This window comes from Streptomyces sp. GbtcB6, from assembly GCF_019091475.1.
Classification (GTDB): Bacteria; Actinomycetota; Actinomycetes; order Streptomycetales; family Streptomycetaceae; genus Streptomyces; species Streptomyces hyaluromycini.
In genome coordinates this window covers 122,668-138,551 of sequence record NZ_JAGXJL010000005.1, presented here as the reverse complement: position 1 = coordinate 138,551, position 15,884 = coordinate 122,668, and the positions used below count along the sequence as shown (strand labels likewise).

The window sequence follows — 15,884 nt, the reverse complement described above, 5'->3', positions numbered from 1 at the left end:
GCCGGATGTGTCCGGACCGCGTCAAGGATGTCCGGGACGCCGGAATTACCCCGCACGGGTCAGGCTACGGGCACGTGTTCACACGCGGCGGCGCGCCGCCTCGTACAGCACGATCCCCGCCGCCACACCGGCGTTGAGCGACTCGGCACCACCCGGCATCGGGATCCGGACCCGATAGTCGCAGGTCTCGCCGACCAGGCGGGACAGGCCCTTGCCCTCGCTGCCGACGACGATGACGACCGGGCCGCCCAGCGCCGCCAGGTCGCCGATCTCGTGCTCGCCGTCGGCGGCGAGGCCGACGACCACGATGCCGGCCTTCTTGTACGCCTCCAGGGCCCGGGTCAGGTTGGTGGCGCGGGCGACGGGGGTGCGGGCGGCCGTACCGGCCGACGTCTTCCAGGCTCCGGCGGTCATCCCGGCCGCGCGGCGCTCGGGGACGACCACGCCGTGGCCGCCGAAGGCGGAGACCGAGCGGACGACCGCACCGAGGTTGCGCGGGTCCGTCACGCCGTCGAGGGCGACGATGAAGGGGTCCTCGCCCTCGTCGTACGCGGCGTTCGCCAGGTCCTCGGGGTGCGCGTACTCGTACGGCGGGACCTGGAGGACCAGGCCCTGGTGGTTGAGGCCGTTCGTCATGCGGTCCAGCTCGGGACGCGGGGCCTCCATGAGGTTGATGCCGCCGCGCTCGGCCGCGAGCTGGAGGGCCTCGCGGACCCGCTCGTCGTTGTCGATGAACTGCTGGACGTAGAGGGTCGACGCCGGCACGCCCTCGCGCAGCGCCTCGACCACCGGGTTACGGCCGACGACCATCTCGGACGTGCCCTTGCCGCCCCGGCCGCGCGCCACCGGACGGCGCTGGACCTGCTTGGCCTTGGAGGTGGCGATGCGGTTCTTCTTGTGCCCCTTGCGCATCTCGGCGGGCGGGGTCGGCCCCTTGCCCTCCAGGCCCCGGCGCCGCTGGCCGCCACTGCCGACCTGCGCGCCCTTCTTGCCGGACATGCGGCGGTTGTTGGCTGCCATGAGTTACCCGTCTCCGTGAGCTTCGCTTCGTACGTACGTCTTATGCAGTGTGCCGCCCGGGGGGCCGGACGGCACAGTCGATCTTCAGCAGACCAGTGGTACAGACCCGTGGTCAGGACTTGAGGGTCCAGCGTGGGCCCGAGGGGCTGTCCTCGATCGCGAGACCGGACTGGCCCAGCTGGTCGCGGATGGCGTCGGCGGTCGCCCAGTCCTTGCGGGCGCGGGCGGACTCGCGCTGGTCGAGGACGAGGCGTACGAGGGTGTCGACGACCCCGTGCAGGTCCTCGCCCTTCTCGGCCCCGCCGGACCAGTGCGCGTCCAGCGGGTCCAGGCCGAGGACGCCGAGCATGGCGCGGACCTCGGCGAGGCGGGCGACGGCGGCTTCCTTGTCGTCGGCGGCGAGGGCGGAGTTGCCCTGCCGGACGGTGGTGTGCACGACCGCGAGGGCCTGCGGGACGCCCAGGTCGTCGTCCATCGCCTCGGCGAACGCGGGCGGGACCTCGGGCGAGGGCTCGACGGCTCCCCCGGCCAGCTCCACCACGCGCTGCACGAACCCGTCGATCCGCGCGAACGCCTGCTCGGCCTCGCGCAGCGACTCCTCGCTGTACTCGATCATCGAGCGGTAGTGCGGGGTGCCGAGGTAGTAGCGCAGCACGATCGGACGCCAGTGCTTGACCATCTCCGAGACGAGCACCGAGTTCCCGAGGGACTTCGACATCTTCTCGCCGCTCATGGTGACCCACGCGTTGTGCACCCAGTACTGGGCGAAGTCGTCGCCGAACGCCTTGGCCTGGGCGATCTCGTTCTCGTGGTGCGGGAAGATCAGGTCGAGTCCGCCGCCGTGGATGTCGAAGGCCTCGCCGAGGTACTTGTGGGCCATCGCCGAGCACTCCAGGTGCCAGCCGGGCCGGCCGCGCCCCCACGGCGTCTCCCAGCTGGGCTCGCCCGGCTTGACGGCCTTCCAGAGCGCGAAGTCACGCTGGTCCCGCTTGCCGGTCTCGCCCTCGCCGCTGGGCTGGCGCAGGCTGTCCAGGTCCTGGTTGGAGAGCTGGAGGTAGTCCGGGTAGGAGCGCACGTCGAAGTAGACGTTGCCGTCGGCCTCGTAGGCGTGCCCGCGCTCGATCAGCCCGCGCATCATCTCGATCATCTCCGGTACGTGCCCGGTCGCCCGGGGCTCGTACGTCGGCGGGAGGCAGCCGAGCGCGGTGTAGCCGTCGTTGAACGCGCGCTCGTTCTCGTAGCCGATCGCCCACCAGGGGCGGCCCTGGTCGGCGGACTTGGCGATGATCTTGTCGTCGATGTCCGTGACGTTGCGGATGAACGTCACGTCGTAGCCGCGGTATTCGAACCAGCGGCGCATGATGTCGAAGTTCAGGCCGGAGCGGACGTGCCCGATGTGGGGCGCCGCCTGCACGGTGGCACCACAGAGGTAGATCGAGACACAGCCCGGGGCGAGCGGGGTGAAGTCACGGATCTGCCGGGCGTTGGTGTCGTACAGGCGAATAGTCACGGGACCTAGGGTAGTGGGCCGACAGCAGTGCCGGGGACCGTTGTCATGTGCGGGTTCGTGGGGGTTGATCGCGCAGTTCCCCGCGCCCCTAAAAGAAGGTCGGTCCATTCACGTTGCTTTGACGACCAACGCCGTTGCCACCGCCATAAGGCCTTCTCCGCGGCCCGGGAAACCCAAGCCGTCCGTCGTAGCCCCCGAAACGGAAACCGGAGCGCCCGCCGCGTCGGAAAGGATCTTCTCGGCCTCGTCCCGCCGCTTTCCGATCTTCGGGCGTGGGCCCACGACCTGTACGGCGACGTTTCCGATGGTGAAACCGGCGGCGCGGACGATCCGTGCGGCCTCCGTCAGGAGGGTCACGCCCGACGCGCCCGACCACTGCGGCCGCCCCGTGCCGAAGTGCTGCCCCAGGTCGCCCAGTCCCGCCGCCGAGAACAGCGCGTTGCAGGCGGCGTGTGCGACGACGTCCGCGTCGGAGTGGCCGGCCAGGCCCGGGCCCTCGCCCTCCCACTTCAGACCGGCGCACCACAGCTCGCGGCCCTCCTCGAAGGCGTGGATGTCGGTGCCGATGCCGACCCGTGGCAGTACGACCTCAGAAGCCATCGTTCAGCCTCCTGCGGGCCAGGACCGCCTCCGCGAGGACCAGGTCGAGGGGGCGGGTGACCTTGAAGGCCTCCTCGTGGCCGGGGACGACCACGACCCGTTCGCCGAGCTGCTCGACCATGCTGGCGTCGTCGGTGACGTTGTCGGTGACCGTCTCGTGGGCGCGGACCAGCGCCGCACGGTCGAAGCCCTGGGGGGTCTGCACGGCGCGCAGGCGAGCCCGCTCGGGGGTCGCGAGCACCGGCTCCGGGTCGCCGGGGGTGGTGGCCGGCTCGACCTCCTTGACCGTGTCGGCGAGCGGGAGGGCCGGGACCACGGCCGGGGCACCGTCGCGGACCGCCTGGATCACCGCGTCGACCGTGTCGACGGGGACGAGGGGGCGGGCGGCATCGTGGACCAGGACGATGTCGTAGTCGGGGGGCAGCGCGTCCAGGCCGAGCTTGACCGACTCCTGGCGGGACTCGCCGCCGGGGACGACGAGGAAGTCGGTGCGGTCGGGGAGCGCGTGGGCGTCCAGGAGGGACTTGACCTCGGACGCGCCGTCGGGCGGGGCCACGACCACGACCAGGGAGACCGCGCGGGAGGCGGCGAGGGCGCGCACGGCGTGGATGAGCATGGGCGTGCCGTTCAGCGCGCGTAGCGCCTTGGGAGCGCCCGGACCGAGCCGTACGCCCCGGCCGGCGGCGGGAATCACGGCTGCCGTGCGCAGTTCCGTACGCGAAGGACGCGAATCGTCAGACATCGGTTCCTGTCAGGTTTGTGTGCGGGCCTGGCGTGGGTATGGCCTGGGAAGTGCCGGGCGCGACGCCTTGACCGGACCCTTCCGTGACACTGGTCGAGCCAGCAGCCCGGGCCCGGCACGCCTAGTATCGGGGGTTTCCACCGGGGCGGGTGCCGGGTCGCCGGGTACGAGCGTCCCCGAAGAGAAGTGTTCCCGGTGAGTTCCGGGTGTGTTCCGGACACGGACATGCCGCAGCGCCCGGCGACAGTTGTCGTGTCATCGGGCACCGCGGCATTTCGGGTGTGCGGAGTTCAGTGTGCCGAGCTGGACTGCGTCAGGACGCGAGGACCTCGTCGAGCAGGGCCTCGGCCTTGTCCTCGTTCGTGTTCTCCGCGAGGGCGAGCTCGCTCACCAGGATCTGGCGAGCCTTGGCGAGCATCCGCTTCTCACCGGCGGAGAGTCCGCGCTCGCGCTCACGACGCCACAGGTCACGCACGACTTCCGCGACCTTGATGACATCGCCGGAGGCGAGCTTCTCCAGGTTTGCCTTGTAGCGACGGGACCAGTTCGTGGGCTCCTCGGCGTACGGCGCGCGCAGCACCTCGAAGACCCGGTCCAGCCCGTCCTGACCGACCACATCACGCACGCCGACGAACTCCGCATTGTCCGCTGGCACACGTACCGTCAGGTCACCCTGGGCGACCTTCAGCACCAAGTAGGTCTTGTCCACGCCTTTGATCTGGCGAGTTTCGATGGCCTCGATCAGCGCGGCCCCGTGATGGGGATAGACCACGGTGTCGCCAACCTTGAACGTCATGTGACAGGTACCCCTTCCGTGGCTATCCAGGGTAACACGGAAACCGGCGGTTCTGAATGGCGTTTTCGCAGGTCAGGGCATATCTCGGGGCTTGACAACAGCAACAGGAACGTGCTTCGCAGGCCGTCCGGAAGCAGGTATTCGCAGGTCGGAGCGGCTCTTCGGGCGAGGTGAAACGCGCACGTTACACACATCCGGACGCTCGCCCACGCAGCCTAACGTCCCCATATGTCCGCTTCCAAGCGTACGACTTCCGCTACTCCGTTCGGTTGCCCGAGCTGGATCCCGGACGTTTCCGGAATTGATCACGGAGTCCGACCGAACGGTACGTGAAGACGCACGTGAAGGGGCACGCGAAGCAGTGAGTGATCAATTTTCCCGGTGGTCGCGCATTCCTTCACGGAAGTTTTGCGCGCGGTGTTGCGGGCGGGTTATGTGAATGCCTGACGAGCGCTGCTGCAAAGTGACCGAAGAGTCACTTGTGGAGCCCGGGGTACCCCCTGCTTGAGGGAAGCCTTGAGGGAAGCGGGGGGCTTGGGGAGGGTCGGGTGCGGCCACGCGGGAACGGCTCGGTAACCTAAGGCCGCTGACAGACACTTAGGGCGGCTTTATAGAGGGCCGCCCGTGCGTTCAAGGAGATGCCGCCGCCGTGAGCAGCAGCCTTCGACGCGGCGCCCTCGCCGCCTCCGCCATCGCCTTCTCCGTCGCCTCGCTCGCCGCGTGCGGCGCCGGCAACAACTCGCAGACGCTGGAGGTCAAGCCGGACAACGCGGCGGCGAGTGTCGGCGACATCAAGGTCCAGAACGCGACCGTGATCACCCAGCCCGACCTCACGTCGACCGGGCCGGCCGTGGTCTCCGCGACCATCTTCAACACCGGCACCGAGCCGGAGACGCTCCAGTCGATCGTCGTCGCCGGCACCGGCAAGACCGCCGAGCTGCACGCCACCAAGTCCCAGCCGCTGACCATCCAGGGCGGCGGCCGGCTGATCCTGGGCGGCACGGGCAACGCCTCCGCGGTGCTGGCCAGCAGCCGTGAGGCGGTGGTGGACGGCAACGCCCAGAAGATCACGTTCACCTTCAGCAAGACGGGTGACGTGAGCCTGCGCGCGTTCGTCGTGCCGGCCGAGAGCTTCTTCACGGGCTGGGGCCCGAGCGCGGTGCCGTCGGCTTCCGCCTCGCCGTCCACCTCCGCCACCCCGCTCGCGGGCGCCACGGCGAGCGAGAGCGCCAAGGCGGGCAAGAAGAGCAAGGAGTCCGAGAGCGCCTCGGCCACCCCGAGCGACTCGGCCTCGGAGTCGACGAACGCGGGCTGACCGGCCGTACCGGAAACCCGAGAAGGGCGGCACCCCCGAGGGGGGCCGCCCTTCGCCGTACGCGCCGTCACCGCACCTCGGCGGTCAGCTCAGCGGTCTACGGCTCGAACTTGTAGCCGAGACCGCGCACCGTCACCAGGTACCGCGGCGCGCCCGGGTCGGGCTCGATCTTGGCGCGCAGGCGCTTGACGTGGACGTCGAGGGTCTTGGTGTCACCGACGTAGTCGGCGCCCCAGACGCGGTCGATGAGCTGCATGCGGGTGAGGACGCGGCCGGCGTTGCGCAGGAGCATCTCCAGGAGGTCGAACTCCTTGAGCGGGAGGTCGACCTTGGAGCCGGAGACCGTCACCACGTGGCGGTCGACGTCCATGCGGACCGGGCCCGCTTCGAGGGCGGCCGGCGTCACCTCCTCCGGCTCGCCGCGGCGGCGGAGCACCGCGCGGATGCGGGCGACCAGCTCGCGGGAGGAGAAGGGCTTGGTGACGTAGTCGTCTGCTCCTATTTCCAGCCCGACAACCTTGTCGATCTCGCTGTCCTTGGCCGTCACCATGATGACGGGGACGTTGGAACGGCCGCGCAGCTGGCGGCAGACCTCGGTGCCCGGCAGGCCGGGCAGCATCAGGTCGAGAAGGACGAGGTCGGCGCCGTTGCGCTCGAACTCGTCGAGTCCGTCGGGCCCCGTGGCCGCCACAGCGACCTCGAAGCCCTCCTTGCGGAGCATGTACGACAGGGCGTCGGAGAAGGACTCCTCGTCCTCGACGACAAGCACTCGGGTCACGGAAGGACCTCCGGGGCGGGAAGCGGTTCGTACGGGGATGACTCGGTGTTACCGGCCTCGTCGTCGAGGTCGGGGTCGGGGTGCTGCGACGCGCGGTCACGGGCCGCGCCCGCCTCCGGCAGTCTGAGGGTGAACGTGGAGCCCTGGTTCTCGGCGCTCCACACCGTGACCTCCCCGCCGTGCGAGGCGACCACGTGCTTGACGATGGCGAGGCCGAGACCGGTGCCACCGGTGGCCCGGGAGCGGGCCGGGTCGACGCGGTAGAAGCGCTCGAAGATGCGCTCCTTGTCCTTGTCGGTGATGCCGATGCCCTGGTCGGTCACGGCGAGCTCGATCATGTCACCGCCGGGCGCACTGACCCGGCGCGCGGCTATCCCGACCCGGGTGCGGGCCGGGGAGTAGTTCACGGCGTTCTCGACCAGGTTGCCGAGGGCGGCGGCCAGCTGGCCGCGGTTGCCCCAGACGTGCAGGTCGGCGGTGCCGCCGGCGGCCATGGTGATCTGCTTGGTGCCGGCCTGGTGCCGGCACCGGTCGATCGCCTCGGCGACCAGCTCGTCGACCCGGACGGGCTCGGCATCCTCCAGCGGGTCGTCGTTCTGCACTCTCGACAGATCGATCAGCTCCTGGACCAGGTTGGTCAGGCGCGTGGCCTCGATCTGCATGCGACCGGCGAAGCGCTGCACGGCCTCCGGATCGTCCGAGGCGTCCATGACGGCCTCGGAGAGCAGGGAGAGCGCGCCGACCGGGGTCTTCAGCTCATGGCTGACATTCGCCACGAAGTCCCGGCGTACCGCCTCGATGCGGCGGGCCTCGGTGAGGTCCTCCACGAGGAGCAGGACGAGCCGGGAGCCCAGCGGCGCCACCCGCGCGGATACGGCCAGGGCCTCGCCCCGTCCGGTCCCCCGCCTCGGGAGGTCCAGCTCGACCTGTCGTATCTCGCCGTCGCGCCGGGTGTCCCGGGCCATCCCGAGCATCGGCTCGATGGCGAGTTTGCCGCCGCGCACGAGGCCGAGGGCGTACGCCGCCGAGCTCGCCTTGACAACCGTGTCGGCCTCGTCGAGGACGACCGCGGAGGAGCGCAGCACGCTCAGCACGGTGTCCACGCCCGGGGGCAGTACGGGGTCGGTGTGCAGAGAAGTCCTGGTCGGTCGCTTCTGGTCGCGTTCGCTCCAGCGGAACGCCAGCATGGCGATGACACCGGTAAGCACCCCGGCGATCGCTGCCGCTGCGGCGACCGCCGCGTTCACGTCCATGCAAACAGGTTAAGCAGGGGGTACGACATCCCCACAGTCCGCGAGGTGTCAGCTCGAACACTCGTCGCCCAGAGTTCACCTTGGAGCCAGTATTGGTTCATTTGGGGTGGCAGAAACGGTCGCGTTGAGACCGGAACGTGGAAGCGTGGGGTTCGCAGCTGGTTTCGGCCACGGGCCCCGGCCCCCGGAGCCCCATGGAACACACACAGGAGAGGTAACCCTGATGCGGGACGCGTACCACGAGGAACTCGACTCGATCGGCGACAGCCTGGTCGACATGGCCCGGCTGGTCGGATCGGCGATCGGGCGCGCCACGACGGCGATCCTCGACGCCGACCTCAAGCTGGCCGAGAGCGTCATCGAGGCCGACCAGAAGGTGGACGAGCTCCACCACGACCTGGAGGCTCGCGCGATAGCCCTGCTGGCCCGCCAGCAGCCGGTGGCGACCGACCTGCGGATCGTCGTCACGTCGCTGCGGATGTCCGCCGACCTGGAGCGCTCCGGCGACCTGGCCCAGCACGTGGCGAAGCTGGCCCGGCTCCGCTACCCGGCGAACGCCATCCCGCACGACCTGCACGCGACCGTCCTGGAGATGGGCCAGCTCGCGCAGCGCCTGATGGCCAAAGCCGCCGAGGTGATCATCACCAAGGACGTCGACCTGGCCCTGCAGCTGGAGCAGGACGACGACGAGATGGACCTGCTGCACCGCACGATCTTCCAGCACCTGCTGGACGACCGCTGGCAGCACGGCATCGAGACCGCCGTCGACGTGACCCTCCTCGGCCGGTACTACGAGCGGTACGCCGACCACGCGGTCGCCGTCGCCAAGCGCGTCGTCTTCCTGGTCACCGGCGAGCACGCGGACGACCTGCAGCCCGACATCCAGCCGGTGACGGGCGCCGAGGGGGCGTAACCCCCGGGTGAGCGGGGCTCGCGGGGGCTCGCGGGATGCGCAACGGGCGCGGGGCACCACCGTGCGCCGCCGTGCGCTGTTGATGCGCCCGGAGAAACGGGCATGGAATGGGCAAGGCCCTACCTCTAGGGCATCTAGGGACCTCTAGGAGGGATCCATGGCCGAATCCCCCAGCACCACGCCCGACCCGACACAGGAGCGCGAGACCGACCAGCCCGCCGAGATCAAGAACCTCCTGCTCATCGGCGCCTGCGGCTGCGGCTCGGGCTGCGGCTGCGGCTGCCAGTCCGGCAGCCCCTGCCAGTGCGGCTGACCCGACGCTCCAGGTACGACGAAGGGCCCCCGACTCCGATCGGGGGCCCTTCGTGCTGGTGAGGGGCGGCGCGCGGGACGGCACGGACGGGCGCAGCATGGAGAGGGATGGAGGGGGACGGAGAGGGAACGGCGCGGGAGGGAAGACAGGAGGTGGCAGCCATGCCGCAGTTCATGGACGTACACCACGGGATGAAGGGCATCACCGCCGACCAGCTCAAGGAGGCCCACGAGGCCGACCTCGCGGTCGAGAAGGAGGAGGGCGTCCACTTCGAACGGGCCTGGGCCGACCCGGACTCCGGCAACGTCTACTGCCTCTCCGACGGCCCCTCGGCGGAAGCGGTCAGGCGCGTCCACGAACGCACGGGGCATCCGGCGGACGAGATCCACCAGGTACCGCTGTCGATCTGGTAGCCGTCACCGACCGCCGGCGACGCTCAGGTGACCTTCAGGCGGCAGGCAGCCCGGCGAGCCAGTCGACGAGCAGCCGGTTGACCTCCTCGGGCCGCTCCTGCTGGATCCAGTGCCCACAGCCGTCGAGGATGTGGGAGGAGACCAGGCCCGGGAGGGTGACCGGGTACGCCTCGATGGCGTCGGCCAGCCAGGTCGTGGAGGCGTCGAGGCCGCCGCCGACGAACAGGGACGGCTGGGTGATCGGGGCGCCGTCGTAGGCCGCGAGGTCCTCCCAGTCCCGGTCCATGTTCCGGTACCGGTTGAGCGCCCCGGTCAGCCCGGTGCGCTCGAACTCGGCCGCGTACACGTCGAGGTCCCGCTCACCGAGCCACCCGGGCAGCCGGCCCGTGGGGAACCGGTCCCTGAGGGTCCCCCCGCTGCCGACGAAGTGCGGGTCGGGAGCGCCGGGTCCGGGCATGGTGTCGGCGGACAGAGCGCCGTAGAACCCCGCGAGCCAGCCCCGCACATCCGGCTCGATCTCGGCCTCGGCACGCCCGGGCTCCTGGAAGTACGAGACGTAGAACTCCTCCTCCCCGCCCCCACCGCCCAGCTGCGCGAAGACGTCACTGGGGCGGGGCCCGCCGCGCGGCGTGTACGGAACACTCAGCAACCCCACGGCCCGGAACACCTCCGGCCACAGCAGCGCGGAGTTCGCGGCGACGGCCGCGCCCCAGTCATGCCCGACGACCACGGCCGACTCCTCGCCGAGGGCCCGCACGACGGCGACGTTGTCCGCCACGAGCTCGACCATGCGGTAGGCGTCGGCCTCGGCCGGCTTCGAGGACCGCCCGTACCCCCGCACGTCGACGGCGACCGCGCGGTACCCCGCCGCGGCGAGCACCGGCAGCTGATGCCGCCAGGAGTACCAGCTCTCCGGGAACCCGTGCACGAGCAGCACGAGGGGCCCGGCCCCCTGCTCGACGAGATGGATCCGCCTTCCGGCCGCGAAAACCAGCCGATGTTGCGCTGCCATACGCCTTCCTCCTTGCTCGGGTTTGCCCTCGTTGTCCTTGAGGACCGCCGGTCTGCCGGCTCTCCACCGATCATGCGAAACCGCGCGCCGAGAGGCCGAGCCCGTTTGCCGGTTCGGCAAAGGCGAACACGCAAAGTGCCCTGGGCCGGCTCGGGAGACCGTGCGAGAGTGGGCGCATGACGGGAGCACCGACAGCACCGACAGCGCCGGAAGCGGTCGACGAGGTCGAGGAACTCGCGTTGGACGGGCTGCGGTGGCTCACCGGGGCGGCGCGGGAGACCCCCGGGGGCGGCCTCGCCTGGACGACCAGGCCCTCGGACGACGAACTCGACCCGATGCTCTACAGCGGTACGGCCGGGAACGTCCCGCTGCTCCTGGAGGCATGGCGGCACTTCGGCGACGACTCCCATGCCGACGCCGCCCTGCGCGCGGCCCGCAGCCTCGCGGACTCCGTCGACGACTTCGACGACGACTCCCTCTGCTTCGGCCGCACCGGAATGGCCCTGGCCCTGCGGGCCGTTCACGAGGAACTCGGCGACACGGCCGCCGGTGCCGCCGCCGACCGCGCGTTGCGCATCGTGCGGTCACGCTTCGACGGCACCCGCTGGGGCGACCTGTTCGAGCTGATGGGCGGCAACGCGGGAATCGGCCTCGGAGCACTTCTGTGCGGTGACGCCGAACTGGCCGTCCTCGCCATGGAGCCCTATCTGCGGACAGCGGAGGAGACCCCGGCCGGCGTCCACTGGGCCCACCGCAGGGGTGTCGACTCCCGTCTGCACCACATTTCGCACGGCACGCTCGGGATCGTCCTCGCGCTTGCCCGGGTCGGCGCGGCGACCGGGCGGGCGGACCTGGTCGAACTGGCCCTGGCCGGTGCCGCCGACGTCGTCGCGCGTGACGAGGCGGGTCCGGAGGGGTTCCTGGTGAGGCACTCCACCCCTCAGTACCGACCCGATCTCGTCGAGCCCGTCAGCTACGGCTGGTGCCACGGCCCTGCCGGGGACGCGCAGGTCTTCCGGCTGCTGAGGGACATCACCGCCGACCCCGCCTGGACCGACCTCGCCGACCGCTGCTGGCACACGGTGACCCGCTCCGGCCTGCCCCGGCGGCTGCGCCCCGGCTTCTGGGACAACAACGGCCGCTGCTGCGGCACCGCGGGCGTCCTCGCCCTGGCCTGCGACCGGATCGCCGACCAAGCGGAAACGGCCGAACTGGCCGAAGCAGCCGAACAGGCCGGACAAGCCGAACTGGCCGAACTGGCCGAACTGGCCGAACTGGCCGAACAGCAGGCTTCGTACGACTTCGCCCGCGTCCTCGTCGCGGATCTCACCGCCCGCGCGATCCGGGACGGCGAAGGTGCCCGCTGGTCCAACTTCGAACACCGGGCCACCCCCGGCGACCTCGAACCGTGCACCGGCTGGGCGATGGGCAACGCGGGCATCGTCCGCGAACTCCTGCGCTTCGTACGCCTGCACCGCGGGACGGACCCCCACTACACCGGGTTTCTCTGAGCACCGGCCGCGATGTTCTCCTCCAGGTGCTTGACGCTGCTGGTGCCCGCGATCACCACCGTGGCGGGAGAACGGGCGAGCAGCCACGCGAGCCGCGCCTGCGCGGCCGTCTGCCCGGGTCCGGCCGGAGGGGTGTCGGCCGCGCCGTAGCCGAGCGGTCCGAACGGCAGATAAGGAATGCCGTTCTCCGTGCAGAACTCCAGTGTCGGTGCGTCCCCTTGCCTGCCGTAGCCGAACATGTTCGACACGCTGGCGACCGGGCCGCGTGCGTGTGCCCGGCGCAGTTGGCCGAGCGTGACGTTCGACAGTCCGACGTGCTCGATCCGGCCCTCCGCCTGCATCGCCAGCATCGTCTCGAACGCGCTGTCGAACGTCACGCCGCCGTACGCGTCGTCCGGACCGAGCCACCTCAGGTGGGTGAGCGGGACGGTGTCCAGGCCGAGCACGGTCCGGTCGCGGTCGTTGCCGGCCCGCAGCTGGCCGGGGCGGTAGTCGGGCTGCGGCGGGTTGCCGCTGTGGTTGGCCCGGGCGCCGGCCTTGGTCGCCAGCACGAGGTCGGCCGGATAGGGGCGCAGCGCTTCGGCGATGAACCGGTTGACCACATCGCTGCCGTAGTACCAGGCGGTGTCGATCACCCGGACACCGAGCTCGACGGCCCTGCTCAGCACGGCCAAGGCGTCCTCGGGCCGGATCGACCCGCGCAGCTGCATCGCCCCGAAGCCCATGCGTGGCACGGTTCGCCCCGCGATGGAGATCACCCCCGCGGCCATTGCGTCTGTCGCCATGATGTGCTCCCGTCCCTTGTTCCTTTGCTTGCTTACGCATGCTTATCAGGAACAAGCCACCCGGCCGGTAGTCTTCCGTCCGGAGGCGAGAATGTTCGACGCGGTGGCGTTCGGCGCCGGTGGTGCCCTCTGGCTGGCTGTCGGCATGTGGTACGTCCGGCGACAACGCCGCCGGCATGCCGGCACTCTCGCGGGGTGGGGCGCACTGGTCTTCGGAGTGGCGCAGCTGATACGCGCGGCAGGCTCCCTGACCGGCGACCGCCAGCCACTCGGCATCATCCTCGCCTCCTGCTTCGCGGTACTCAGCGTGTCCGGCTCCGTCCTTCTCGCCCGTGACGGCAACACGCTCCGCAACGGCCGCACGGCCCGCAAGCGCCGAAAACTGCCGCCGATCCGCTGACACACCGAAGACGGCCGACCCGCTCCCCGGCCGGGTGATGCCTGCCACCGCCGGCCGCGCATCACCCGCCGGAGCCCGTTGGCCCCCCTAACTGGACAGCATGCGCAGCCTGTTGGCGTACTCACCGCGGGCCTCGGCGAATCGCTCCGGTTCGACCGCCTTGACGAGGATCTCGTCCGGTATCTCGCCGGAGCCGAGGATGCCCATGACCTCGTCGAGGAAGTCGTCGAGGGGGATGGCGGTTTCCGAGTCCTCCTGCCCCATCAGGGCCGTGCGCACCGCCGGCGGTATCAGTTCCACGACGTCGATACGGGTGTCCGCCAGCTGGACGCGCAGGCTCTCGGTGAAGGAGTGGACGGCGGCCTTGGTGGCGTTGTAGGTCGGGGCGATGGGCAAGGGGACGAACGCCAGCCCCGACGACACGGTCATGATCGTCGCCTGTGGCCGGGTGGCGAGGTGTTCGGTCAGGGCGGCCACGAGGCGGATGGGCCCGAGGAGGTTGGTGGCCACCGTCGCCTCCGCCGTGGCGAGGAAACCACCGCCGTGCAGATCCTCCGGCAGCATGATGCCGGCCATCGCCACCAGGACGTTGACGTCGGGAAAGCGTCGCAGCAGCTGCGCGGTGGCGTCCTGGACGGAGACCGGGTCGGTGACGTCGAGCACGACGGACTCGACGCCGGGGTTCTCCGAGACGATCCGCGCCAGCCTGTCCTCACGGCGCCCGGAAACGATGACCCGGTTACCCGCCGCGTGCAGCCGCAGCGCGAGGCCGAGGCCGATGCCGGAGGTCGATCCGGCGACGAAGATGGTGTTGCCTGTGGGGTTCAAGGGGTTCTCCGGCTGTAGTCGGTGACGAGGGCCAGCCACTCACCCCGAGACTAATTGCCGACGCAAGCAACCGTCAACGACCGGGCCGGGCCTGATAGTTACTCCCCCTGCAGAAACGGCCCAGCTAAAGGTTCTTCCACGGTGTCGCCAAGGAGTAGTGGGACATGGAAGAGGGGCTCAAGGCGGAAGTGCACCTTCACGTACGGGCCTTCGGGGTTCGTCACGGTGCCCAGGATGCACAGTTCTCCCGCTCAAGCCGCAGATGGGTGACCGAAGACGTCTGCGCAGAGTTGGACGAGGGTTCGTGTGCGCCTGGGCCGACGACAGTCAGCCACGACGGTGGGTGCGCCGACCGATCAGGCGCGCACGCGTCTCGCCCCAGGAGCACCTGGCCGACGATGCCGGGAACCTTGGGCGCACCAGGTTGCTGCTCCGCTCGGAGCGTCCGGCTCCCAAGTCCGCTGTAGGAGCGCTCTGTCCCCTGCGTGAGCCGCAGTGACGCCTCCGTGCGCCCGCGTGGCCTTGCACGGCGCGCAGGTGATCCGGTGAGTCGTAGACCACTGTGGCAGCGTGATCAGAACTCTTCGCATTCTGGTGCCTGTGCTGCTGTCGTTGCTGACGGCCGCGGCGCCCGGGGCAGCTGCCCCGGCCGGACTGCCCGGCGGCAGGACCAACTTCGTCGTCTCCACCGGCTATTTCCAAAACGGCGCTACCCACGACAACTGGGTCCGGCTGGGTACCTACGTGTTCGACCCGACGAGCGGGAAGGTCACGGCGCGGATGCACCGCTGGGACCAGAGACACCCGGTGGGCAGGGAGAAGGTTGGTGTCACCCCGGACAGCGGTTGTGCGCCCGCGGGCAAGTGGGATTCACCGGGTCGGCGCCGCTGCCCCATCCTGACGGCGGAAGGCTTCCGGGGAGCGCCGAACGACGTCCGCACCGGCCGATACCTCCTTCGCGCCGATGAGGGGGGCAGTGCCGGACGTGACGCCGTCTCGATCTCCTGGGGCGGCGGCACCGCCCCGGAGGAGTGGAACATCGTCCCGGGGAACGGTCTGGTCCGGCTGGAGTTCAAGGGCGGGGGCGGCGCGACGAAGGGCTACGGCTACGGCAGCAAGGCGCCGCTCGACCGCGGGCGGGCCATGTCGTCCGTGCGTGAACACCCCGAGACCCCGCCGCTCAAACTGGACACGGTCGGGTGGACCCAGGACAAGGCGGGCCGGTCCACCACCGGTCAGGTCTTCCAGCACCTGAAGTTCTCCCCCTGCGCCGAGACGACCCGGTGCATGACCCTGACCGCGAAGTCCTCGGGGAAGGCATGCCGTGCCGACGGCGGCTGCCCGCGGTACGGCACCGGCGGCAGCGCGACGGGCAAAACCGACAGCACCATCCAGAACTACCTCGCCCGGGTGGGCGCGCAGGACCGCCGTGACACCTTCTGGCACTGGTGCACCTGTCTGGCGATGGAGCACAAGCAGCTGTGCCACCAGGGCAACTCGCATGTGAAGCCGATGCTCCAGATCCTCGACGACGCCGGTGCCTTCCGCGGCTGGGTAGGTGTCGAAGCGTCCTTCTACCCCGGTGCCGAGGCCGATCACGGCCCCCGCTGGCACGACATGCTGGGCGTTTTCCGGATGGCCGACTTCAGGTGAGCGCGGGCCCGGACCCGCCCACGGGGGCGGGTCCGGGCGCCG

Annotated in this window: 17 protein-coding genes; 7 read left to right on the top strand and 10 right to left on the bottom strand. The window is 70.3% G+C overall.

Annotation, left to right across the window (positions count from 1 at the left end):
* Positions 1 to 78: 78 nt before the first annotated feature.
* The 5 genes from rlmB to KVT45_RS10970 all read right to left on the bottom strand — a co-directional run bounded on the left by rlmB (position 79) and on the right by KVT45_RS10970 (position 4,668).
* Positions 79 to 1,020 carry a 23S rRNA (guanosine(2251)-2'-O)-methyltransferase RlmB gene (rlmB, locus tag KVT45_RS10990; protein ID WP_217546413.1) on the bottom strand — a complete coding sequence of 314 codons (942 nt, stop codon included), beginning with the start codon at positions 1,018 to 1,020 and terminating at the stop codon, positions 79 to 81.
* Positions 1,021 to 1,132: 112 nt separating this feature from the next.
* Positions 1,133 to 2,530 carry a cysteine--tRNA ligase gene (gene cysS, locus KVT45_RS10985; RefSeq protein WP_217546412.1) on the bottom strand — a complete coding sequence of 466 codons (1,398 nt, stop codon included), beginning with the start codon at positions 2,528 to 2,530 and terminating at the stop codon, positions 1,133 to 1,135.
* A gap of 108 nt (positions 2,531 to 2,638) precedes the next feature.
* Positions 2,639 to 3,130: a 2-C-methyl-D-erythritol 2,4-cyclodiphosphate synthase gene (gene ispF, locus KVT45_RS10980; protein ID WP_217546410.1), complete on the bottom strand. Its 492-nt coding sequence runs from the start codon at positions 3,128 to 3,130 to the stop codon at positions 2,639 to 2,641.
* Positions 3,120 to 3,872 (bottom strand): 2-C-methyl-D-erythritol 4-phosphate cytidylyltransferase, encoded by a 753-nt coding sequence (gene ispD, locus KVT45_RS10975; RefSeq protein ID WP_217546408.1) that lies wholly within the window; start codon positions 3,870 to 3,872, stop codon positions 3,120 to 3,122. Before ispD ends, ispF begins: the two co-directional genes overlap by 11 nt.
* A 313-nt stretch (positions 3,873 to 4,185) precedes the next feature.
* On the bottom strand, positions 4,186 to 4,668 hold the full coding sequence (locus KVT45_RS10970; protein ID WP_003953493.1) for a CarD family transcriptional regulator: 483 nt from the start codon (positions 4,666 to 4,668) through the stop codon (positions 4,186 to 4,188).
* 649 nt (positions 4,669 to 5,317) lie between these two features.
* Between KVT45_RS10970 and KVT45_RS10965 the strand changes: the two genes are divergently transcribed.
* Entirely contained in the window at positions 5,318 to 5,983 is a 666-nt protein-coding gene (locus KVT45_RS10965) for a DUF461 domain-containing protein (RefSeq protein ID WP_217546406.1), read from the top strand.
* Between the two features lie 97 nt (positions 5,984 to 6,080).
* Here KVT45_RS10965 and KVT45_RS10960 read toward each other — a convergent pair whose 3' ends face one another.
* The gene (locus tag KVT45_RS10960) at positions 6,081 to 6,761 is read right to left on the bottom strand and encodes a response regulator transcription factor (RefSeq protein ID WP_010358452.1); all 681 of its coding nucleotides are present in this window, start codon (positions 6,759 to 6,761) and stop codon (positions 6,081 to 6,083) included.
* Complete coding sequence (locus KVT45_RS10955) at positions 6,758 to 8,014, bottom strand: cell wall metabolism sensor histidine kinase WalK (protein ID WP_217546405.1); 1,257 nt, start codon at positions 8,012 to 8,014, stop codon at positions 6,758 to 6,760. The genes KVT45_RS10960 and KVT45_RS10955 overlap by 4 nt, the downstream gene beginning before the upstream one ends.
* A 223-nt stretch (positions 8,015 to 8,237) precedes the next feature.
* On the opposite strand from KVT45_RS10955, the gene phoU reads away from it, so the two are divergent.
* From phoU to KVT45_RS10940, 3 genes are all read left to right on the top strand, one after another.
* On the top strand, positions 8,238 to 8,927 hold the full coding sequence (gene phoU / locus KVT45_RS10950; RefSeq protein ID WP_217546403.1) for a phosphate signaling complex protein PhoU: 690 nt from the start codon (positions 8,238 to 8,240) through the stop codon (positions 8,925 to 8,927).
* 157 nt (positions 8,928 to 9,084) lie between these two features.
* On the top strand, positions 9,085 to 9,240 hold the full coding sequence (locus tag KVT45_RS10945; RefSeq protein ID WP_217546401.1) for a hypothetical protein: 156 nt from the start codon (positions 9,085 to 9,087) through the stop codon (positions 9,238 to 9,240).
* A 161-nt stretch (positions 9,241 to 9,401) separates the two neighbouring features.
* On the top strand, positions 9,402 to 9,653 hold the full coding sequence (locus KVT45_RS10940; protein ID WP_089101797.1) for an SCO4226 family nickel-binding protein: 252 nt from the start codon (positions 9,402 to 9,404) through the stop codon (positions 9,651 to 9,653).
* Positions 9,654 to 9,687: 34 nt separating this feature from the next.
* On the opposite strand, the gene KVT45_RS10935 is transcribed toward KVT45_RS10940, so the two are convergent.
* Positions 9,688 to 10,665 carry an alpha/beta fold hydrolase gene (locus KVT45_RS10935; protein ID WP_217546399.1) on the bottom strand — a complete coding sequence of 326 codons (978 nt, stop codon included), beginning with the start codon at positions 10,663 to 10,665 and terminating at the stop codon, positions 9,688 to 9,690.
* A gap of 176 nt (positions 10,666 to 10,841) precedes the next feature.
* On the opposite strand from KVT45_RS10935, the gene KVT45_RS10930 reads away from it, so the two are divergent.
* Complete coding sequence (locus tag KVT45_RS10930) at positions 10,842 to 12,176, top strand: lanthionine synthetase LanC family protein (protein WP_217546398.1); 1,335 nt, start codon at positions 10,842 to 10,844, stop codon at positions 12,174 to 12,176.
* On the opposite strand, the gene KVT45_RS10925 is transcribed toward KVT45_RS10930, so the two are convergent.
* Positions 12,158 to 12,961: an aldo/keto reductase gene (locus tag KVT45_RS10925; protein WP_254646593.1), complete on the bottom strand. Its 804-nt coding sequence runs from the start codon at positions 12,959 to 12,961 to the stop codon at positions 12,158 to 12,160. The genes KVT45_RS10930 and KVT45_RS10925 overlap by 19 nt on opposite strands.
* 91 nt (positions 12,962 to 13,052) lie before the next feature.
* Here KVT45_RS10925 and KVT45_RS10920 point away from each other — a divergent pair, with 91 nt between their 5' ends.
* Entirely contained in the window at positions 13,053 to 13,361 is a 309-nt protein-coding gene (locus KVT45_RS10920; protein ID WP_217546396.1) for a hypothetical protein, read from the top strand.
* 87 nt (positions 13,362 to 13,448) lie between these two features.
* Here the strand turns inward: KVT45_RS10920 and KVT45_RS10915 are convergent, their stop codons facing one another.
* On the bottom strand, positions 13,449 to 14,189 hold the full coding sequence (locus KVT45_RS10915) for an SDR family oxidoreductase (protein WP_217546395.1): 741 nt from the start codon (positions 14,187 to 14,189) through the stop codon (positions 13,449 to 13,451).
* A gap of 570 nt (positions 14,190 to 14,759) precedes the next feature.
* Between KVT45_RS10915 and KVT45_RS10910 the strand changes: the two genes are divergently transcribed.
* On the top strand, positions 14,760 to 15,842 hold the full coding sequence (locus tag KVT45_RS10910) for a hypothetical protein (RefSeq protein ID WP_217546393.1): 1,083 nt from the start codon (positions 14,760 to 14,762) through the stop codon (positions 15,840 to 15,842).
* Positions 15,843 to 15,884 lie beyond the last annotated feature (42 nt).